5 protein-coding genes and 3 pseudogenes are annotated in these 5,957 nt (G+C 60.3%); 2 read left to right on the top strand and 6 right to left on the bottom strand.

What is annotated here, in order from left to right; all coding sequences use genetic code 11:
- Positions 1 to 260: 260 nt before the first annotated feature.
- Positions 261 to 341, top strand: a pseudogene (locus tag WCE05_RS25485) (hypothetical protein); the annotation flags it as partial.
- 128 nt (positions 342 to 469) lie between these two features.
- Here the strand turns inward: WCE05_RS25485 and WCE05_RS25490 are convergent.
- The 3 genes and pseudogenes from WCE05_RS25490 to tet(G) form a co-directional block, all read right to left on the bottom strand.
- A pseudogene (locus tag WCE05_RS25490) lies at positions 470 to 607 on the bottom strand (DUF3363 domain-containing protein); the annotation flags it as partial.
- A complete protein-coding gene (locus WCE05_RS25495) occupies positions 592 to 1,584 on the bottom strand; it encodes a LysR family transcriptional regulator (protein ID WP_047715677.1) in 993 nt (330 codons plus the stop codon). The gene WCE05_RS25495 and the pseudogene WCE05_RS25490, both read right to left, overlap by 16 nt.
- A 20-nt stretch (positions 1,585 to 1,604) precedes the next feature.
- Complete coding sequence (gene tet(G), locus WCE05_RS25500; RefSeq protein ID WP_264840994.1) at positions 1,605 to 2,780, bottom strand: tetracycline efflux MFS transporter Tet(G); 1,176 nt, start codon at positions 2,778 to 2,780, stop codon at positions 1,605 to 1,607.
- 103 nt (positions 2,781 to 2,883) lie between these two features.
- Between tet(G) and tetR(G) the strand changes: the two genes are divergently transcribed.
- On the top strand, positions 2,884 to 3,510 hold the full coding sequence (gene tetR(G) / locus WCE05_RS25505; RefSeq protein ID WP_000163574.1) for a tetracycline resistance transcriptional repressor TetR(G): 627 nt from the start codon (positions 2,884 to 2,886) through the stop codon (positions 3,508 to 3,510).
- Here the strand turns inward: tetR(G) and WCE05_RS25510 are convergent.
- From WCE05_RS25510 to WCE05_RS25520, 3 genes and pseudogenes are all read right to left on the bottom strand, one after another.
- Positions 3,507 to 3,623 (bottom strand): annotated as a pseudogene (locus tag WCE05_RS25510) (DUF3363 domain-containing protein); the annotation flags it as partial. The gene tetR(G) and the pseudogene WCE05_RS25510 overlap by 4 nt on opposite strands.
- 93 nt (positions 3,624 to 3,716) lie before the next feature.
- Positions 3,717 to 4,931: a chloramphenicol/florfenicol efflux MFS transporter FloR2 gene (locus WCE05_RS25515; RefSeq protein ID WP_000214125.1), complete on the bottom strand. Its 1,215-nt coding sequence runs from the start codon at positions 4,929 to 4,931 to the stop codon at positions 3,717 to 3,719.
- Positions 4,932 to 5,451: 520 nt separating this feature from the next.
- On the bottom strand, positions 5,452 to 5,957 hold a 506-nt coding region (locus tag WCE05_RS25520; RefSeq protein WP_368816799.1), incomplete at its 5' end, for a transposase.

Below are 5,957 nucleotides of genomic sequence, written 5' to 3' on the forward strand. Positions count from 1 at the left end.
AGGTCAAGACCCGCAATCCGAACGAGGCGGCCGAGATGACCCTCGATGAGCTAGAGGTCTGGATGCTCGAGTTCATCTGCGGCCAGTATCACGTCCGGCCGCACAGCACGACCAAGCAGCGCCCGGATCTGGCCTGGGAGCGCGGCATCTATGGCACCGAGAAGCGTGCAGGCGCCGGCCTCCCGCCGATCATCGCTGACAAGCAGAAGCTCTATCTCGACTTCGCCGACATCGAAGACCGGACGATCGAGCGCTACGGCATGCGCTGGGACAATATCGAATACTGGGACGAGGTGTTGCGGCCGTTCCTGGACGCTGGAGAGCAACGCAAGTTCGTCGTCCGCCGAAACCCCTACGACGCCTCACGCATCTACTTCCTCCACCCAATCGAGGGGACCTATTGCGAGCTGCGCTGCGAGCAGATTACCCTTCCCAACGTGTCGGTGCGCCGGTCCTATCTGCCCGCGCAGACCTCGCTGCTGAGCTGGCGGTTGATGACCGGCCGCCACGGGACAAGGGTGCATTTATGGCTCTTTTCAACCACAGCGAACTGGCTGCTGGATAATTGTACGGTGCCGGTGGACTTGTCGCTCACGCCTTCGCTATCCGTGGTAGTATCGAACGGTAGTCCGTGCAGACCTTCCGGCCCATGTCGTTGGCGAGGCTGAGCAGGTTGCGAAGCGCCGCGCTGCGATTGGACGGCGACCAGACAGCCGAGAAGGCGACCGGCTCCGGCTCGTCGGTGAAGGGCAAAAAGACAATGCCGTTTGTCGGCAACAGCGCCGTGGCCGCGCCGACGATGGTGATGCCAAAGCCCTGTCCGACCAAAGACAAAAGGGTGCCACGCCCCACGTCGAAGCGCAGGATCGACGGCGCAGGCCAGCGCTCGGCATGGCGTAGCACGATATGGCTATGAACCTGCGGTCCAGTGCCGCCATGCCGGACAAGGAACGTCTCGCCTGCCAAATCGGGCCATGTGACGGCTGACCGCTTGGCGAGCGGATGCCGTTCCGGTAGCACCGCCAAGAGCGGTTCGGTCCATGTGCGACGGGAATGGCAGTCGGGTGGTTGGGGCGTGCCCGCGACGAACGCCACGTCCAACCTGCCGGCGCGAAGCTGCACCACCGCTTCACGGGCCGGGCCTTCGGCGATCTCGACTTCAACATCGGGGTAATCCTTGCGGTATTGGCCGATCAGCTTTGCGAGGAAGCTATGCGGAATCAGGGCATGGATACCGATACGAAGCCGGCCGCTTTCTCCGGCTGCCGCCATGCCGGCGGTTTTCACCGCATGGTCGAGTTGGTCAATACCTACGGCTATCCGCTCGACGAAATGGCGTCCGGCCTCGGTCAGCCGAACGCCGCGCGCATGACGCTCGAACAAGAGGATGCCGAGGTCTTCTTCCAGTGCCTTCACGCGGGCGCTGACGCTGGACTGTGCAACGCCGAGCGCGTTGGCGGCGTGACGGAAGTTGAGATATTCGGCGACAGCGAGAGTGTGAACTAAGGTCATCATTGGCACTCGCCCCGAAAGGAGATGATTGCTCAACAGATTTAATCCGTCATTTCTCCTAAGTCTACGCATGCCAAATCGCCATGACTAAATCACAATGAAGTTGCGAATGGTCTGCGTAGTATTGGCAGACATATTAAATAGAGGATCGCGCCGACAATCCAAACCCAACCGTTCCATGCCCCGGCGGTGGCAGAATAGAGTGCTGTGAAGCCAAGCGGTCCTGCGATAGAGCTTAGATTGGTGAGGCTCGTTAGCGTTCCTTGCAAAGCCCCTTGCTTGTTACTGCTGACATTGTTTGAGAGCATTGCCTGCAAGGCCGGCATGCCAACACCCCCGGCGGCAAGCAGCAACAGAATCGGGAACACCATCCATCCCTGCGTGGCAAAAGCCAGAAGAACGAAGCCAGTCGCATCCGCAGCCATGCCAAACAGCAGCGTGCGCCGCTCTCCAAGCCGGCTTGAAAGCGGGCCGGTAACAAACGCTTGGAAGATCGCATGTGTTGCCCCAAACGCCGCGAGCGACAAACCAACGGTCGCGGTGTTCCACTGAAAACGGTCCTCGCCATATATGACCCATAGGGCTGCAGGCACTTGGCCGATCAGTTGAATAATGAAGAAAACTGCGAAAAGCGCACCTAGCCCGCGCAATGCATCATCCAGCCGTAACAGAACGAATGGTTTGATGCGAACCGGCTTTCCGGTCCCGCCATGGCTGTGATGAGTCTCCTTGAGGAAAATGCAGGCAAGCAGGAACGCGAACCCGTTGAGAAGGGCGGCGGCGATAAACGGGGCATGAGCAGAGATACCACCGAGCATGCCACCAAGTGCTGGCCCGGCAATCATGCCCGCCCCATAACAGGCCCCCATGTAGCCGAACCAGCGTGCGCGAGAACCTTCCCCCGTCGAATCGGCAATGGTTGAGACTGCTACAGCTCCGGTTGCGCCCGTGACGCCGGACACGAGTCGGCCGATATAGAGCACCCATAAGACCGGCGCTGATGCCATAATCGTGTAATCGACTGCGGCTCCTGCAAGAGAAGCCAGAAGTACCGGACGCCGACCGTAAGAATCCGAAAGCTGTCCAAGCATGGGCGCGAAGACGACCTGCATCAATGCATAGAGCGACAGCAAGGCACCATAGTGTCCAGCGACCTGCTCTGCTGGCACAAGCTCACGCAGAAGCGTCGGAAGGACGGGCATGATGAGGCCGAGACCCATGGCGTCAAGACCCACGATCAGCAGGGCAATGATGGCAGAGCTGCGCACCTGAAACTCCAGCGCCGCTCAATGGAGCGACTTTATCAACGATAAGGAGATGGAAATAGAACTTATCGGTGATAAATTGTCAAGCACTGGCGAAGGAACGTGAATGACCAAACTGGACAAGGGCACCGTGATCGCGGCGGCGCTAGAGCTGTTGAACGAGGTTGGCATGGACAGCCTGACGACGCGGAAGCTCGCTGAACGCCTCAAGGTTCAGCAGCCTGCGCTTTACTGGCATTTCCAGAACAAGCGAGCGCTGCTTGATGCGCTCGCCGAGGCGATGCTGGCGGAACGCCATACCCGCTCGCTACCCGAAGAGAATGAGGACTGGCGGGTGTTCCTGAAAGAGAATGCCCTGAGCTTCAGAACGGCGTTGCTCTCTTATCGCGACGGCGCGCGTATCCATGCCGGCACTCGACCGACAGAACCGAATTTTGGCACCGCCGAGACGCAAATACGCTTTCTCTGCGCGGAGGGCTTTTGTCCGAAGCGCGCCGTTTGGGCGCTCCGGGCGGTCAGTCACTATGTGGTCGGTTCCGTTCTCGAGCAGCAGGCATCTGATGCCGATGAGAGAGTTCCGGACAGGCCAGATGTGTCCGAGCAAGCACCGTCGTCCTTCCTGCACGATCTGTTTCACGAGTTGGAAACAGACGGCATGGATGCTGCGTTCAACTTCGGACTCGACAGCCTCATCGCTGGTTTCGAGCGGCTGCGTTCATCTACAACAGATTAGAGGCTTATGCCCCTTTGCCGCCCCAACTGCCACGACACCGATCCGCTTTGCACGATGCCCATGACCTCACGGCCGAGCTGGCGGTCGATGACCGGCCGCCACGGGACAAGGGAAATGAGCGGTATCTTGCCAGACAGGATACCGCCATTCACGAGGTTTCGAAGATTATTGCGCCGCATCGGAGCGGGCTTGCTTCCAGTCGTCGGCTAGACGACTGGCGACTTCTCGGTGGCAGCATCACGGGATCGAAGGAGCGCCAGCCCCAACGACACCAGCACTGCCATTGCCGTGGCGTAACAAATCACGGGCCACGCTGTATCGCCGTTTAACAGCGTCACCGCCAATGTCCCGACGATACTGACTATCAGGCTTTGGATGCAGAAGTAGAACGCAACCGCTGATCCAGCGATGTCGTCGAACTGCGCAAGTGCGCCGTTGGCGGTAACGGACACCGTGAAGACAATGCCGACCGCGACAACCCACATCGGCAGGATGAAGCTGAAAAATGACGGCGATCCGAAAAGTTGGCCGATCCCCAACAGGATCGCGCCGGAAACGAGCAACGCCATCCCGCGCGCTACGCATCCCGCGATACCCCATTTGGCAACGAAGGACTTTGCGAAGCGGGTTGTCGTGACCATGACCAGCGCGACAGTCGCGAAGGCCAAGCTAAATCCGATCTCGGAATAGCCGGCTTGGCCTATGAGAACACGGGGGGCTGTCGAGAAGAAAACGAAGAATGTGCCCATGCCGGCACTAAATCCGACCGTGTAAACCCAAAAGGCCGGACTCGCGAAGATCGGCAAAACAGATCGTTGCGTTCTGGCCTGATCCAACGGTCGGGTTTCATGCCACCTGAAACTGGCGTTTAAGAGTGCGAGCGAAGCCAGTGCAGCCAGTGTGATGAAGATCGCCTGCCATCCCCAAAACTCGCCGATCAGCGCACCGGCTATAGGGCCGAGCGCAGGCACGAACGCCAGCATCGAACTGAAAAGGCCGTAGATGACGGCACCTTCGGGACGATTGGCATATACGTCGCGCACGGTCGCGAAGGTGGCCACCAGCATGGCCGATGCTCCAACAGCCTGAACCAGACGAAACGCAACAAAGGCTAATGCAGTTGAAGAACAAGCCGCTCCCAGAGACGCAGCAACGAAAGCCGTTGCGCCTACAAGCAGGATCGGCCGTCGCCCGACGCGATCGGAGAGTGGCCCAAAGATCACTTGGCCCACACCGAGCATCACCATGTAGAGGCTCAACGTGAGTTGGATTATGGATGGAGTCGTGTTCAGGACGCCCGGCATCGCCGGAACGACTGGAAGATAAATATCCATCGCCAGCGAGGCGAGGATGTCGAAGGGAGCCATAAGCAGCAAGGCTGCCGGCAGCGTATAGGCCCACGCGGGGCGTGTGGTGGTCATGACGAATCAACCGCTCGATTAAGGATACCGGGCAGCGTCTGCTCGTCAGCAATCAGATGGGATTGGTCTTACAGAGCGCCGCAACAACAATTCTGATGTTGCGGCTTACTTGTCTGCTGACTTGGAATTTCCCATGCTGATGGCTCCACGATTACGAAATTGAATAGCAGATCTTATCGAATTAGTTGTTGCGTTGCAATGCGGTATCGTTGGCTCCTATAGCCCCAACCCCCGCTGCCGCCCTAACTGCCACGACACCGAACCGGGTATAGGAAGTTCAACCGCCCTTTTTGGCGAGTCTGGCGGGTAGGAAGCGGCCGCGCAAGCGCCGCTTTGGGCACAGATCGGGCACAGATCGGGGGTTCATGCGTGGGTTTTCGACATCGCGGGGCCACGCAGCGGCTCAGTGCGTAGCCATTTCTCACCGAATCCCGGCACAGGGCCGAGCGCAGCCCTGCGGGGTCGTGGCCGCATCGGATCGGACTCTGGCTTGGCTGCCGGCTGTGTGGCCGGCACCTCGTCACGCGGCCGGCGGCGGCGCGCGCGCTGCGGGCCGGTAGTGCGCTTGCTCCAGCGCGCCGTGCTTCTCGAAGTGGGCGAGGATGGCGCGGATGGCGGCAGGTTCCTCGATGCTGGCGACGATCCGCACGGTGCCACCGCAGTGGACGCAGGCGGTGACGTCGATGGAAAAGACCCGCTTGAGGCGTTGCGCCCAGCTCATCGAACGGCGCTTCTCCTCGGGGCTGCGCGGCGCGTCGTTCGCGCTTGCGTCCGCCGGCTCCACAGCGGCGTCATGCCGCCTGCCGCGCCCCGATGGCGTCAACTGTGCGCGCAGGGCGGCGTTCGGGGCAAACACCCCGTGGAAGCGGGTCAGGTGGGCGCGCGGTGGCGGGACCAGCGCCGCCAGCTTGGCGATGAAGTCCACCGCATCCCATTCGACATGCGTGGTCCCATTTCGCCACGGCGTCTTGAGCTGATACCGCACCCTACCCTGCGGTGAGATCGACAGCCGCTGCTCGCTGATCG

Source organism: Pseudomonas sp. I2, assembly GCF_040984075.1.
GTDB lineage: Bacteria > Pseudomonadota > Gammaproteobacteria > Pseudomonadales > Pseudomonadaceae > Aquipseudomonas > Aquipseudomonas guariconensis_B.

Excerpts from the sequence above, each read along its gene's own strand:
- WCE05_RS25495 (WP_047715677.1), bottom strand. The coding sequence starts at position 1,584 with ATGCGTAGACTTAGGAGAAATGACGGATTAAATCTGTTGAGCAATCAT.
- WCE05_RS25515 (WP_000214125.1), bottom strand. The coding sequence starts at position 4,931 with ATGACCACCACACGCCCCGCGTGGGCCTATACGCTGCCGGCAGCCTTG.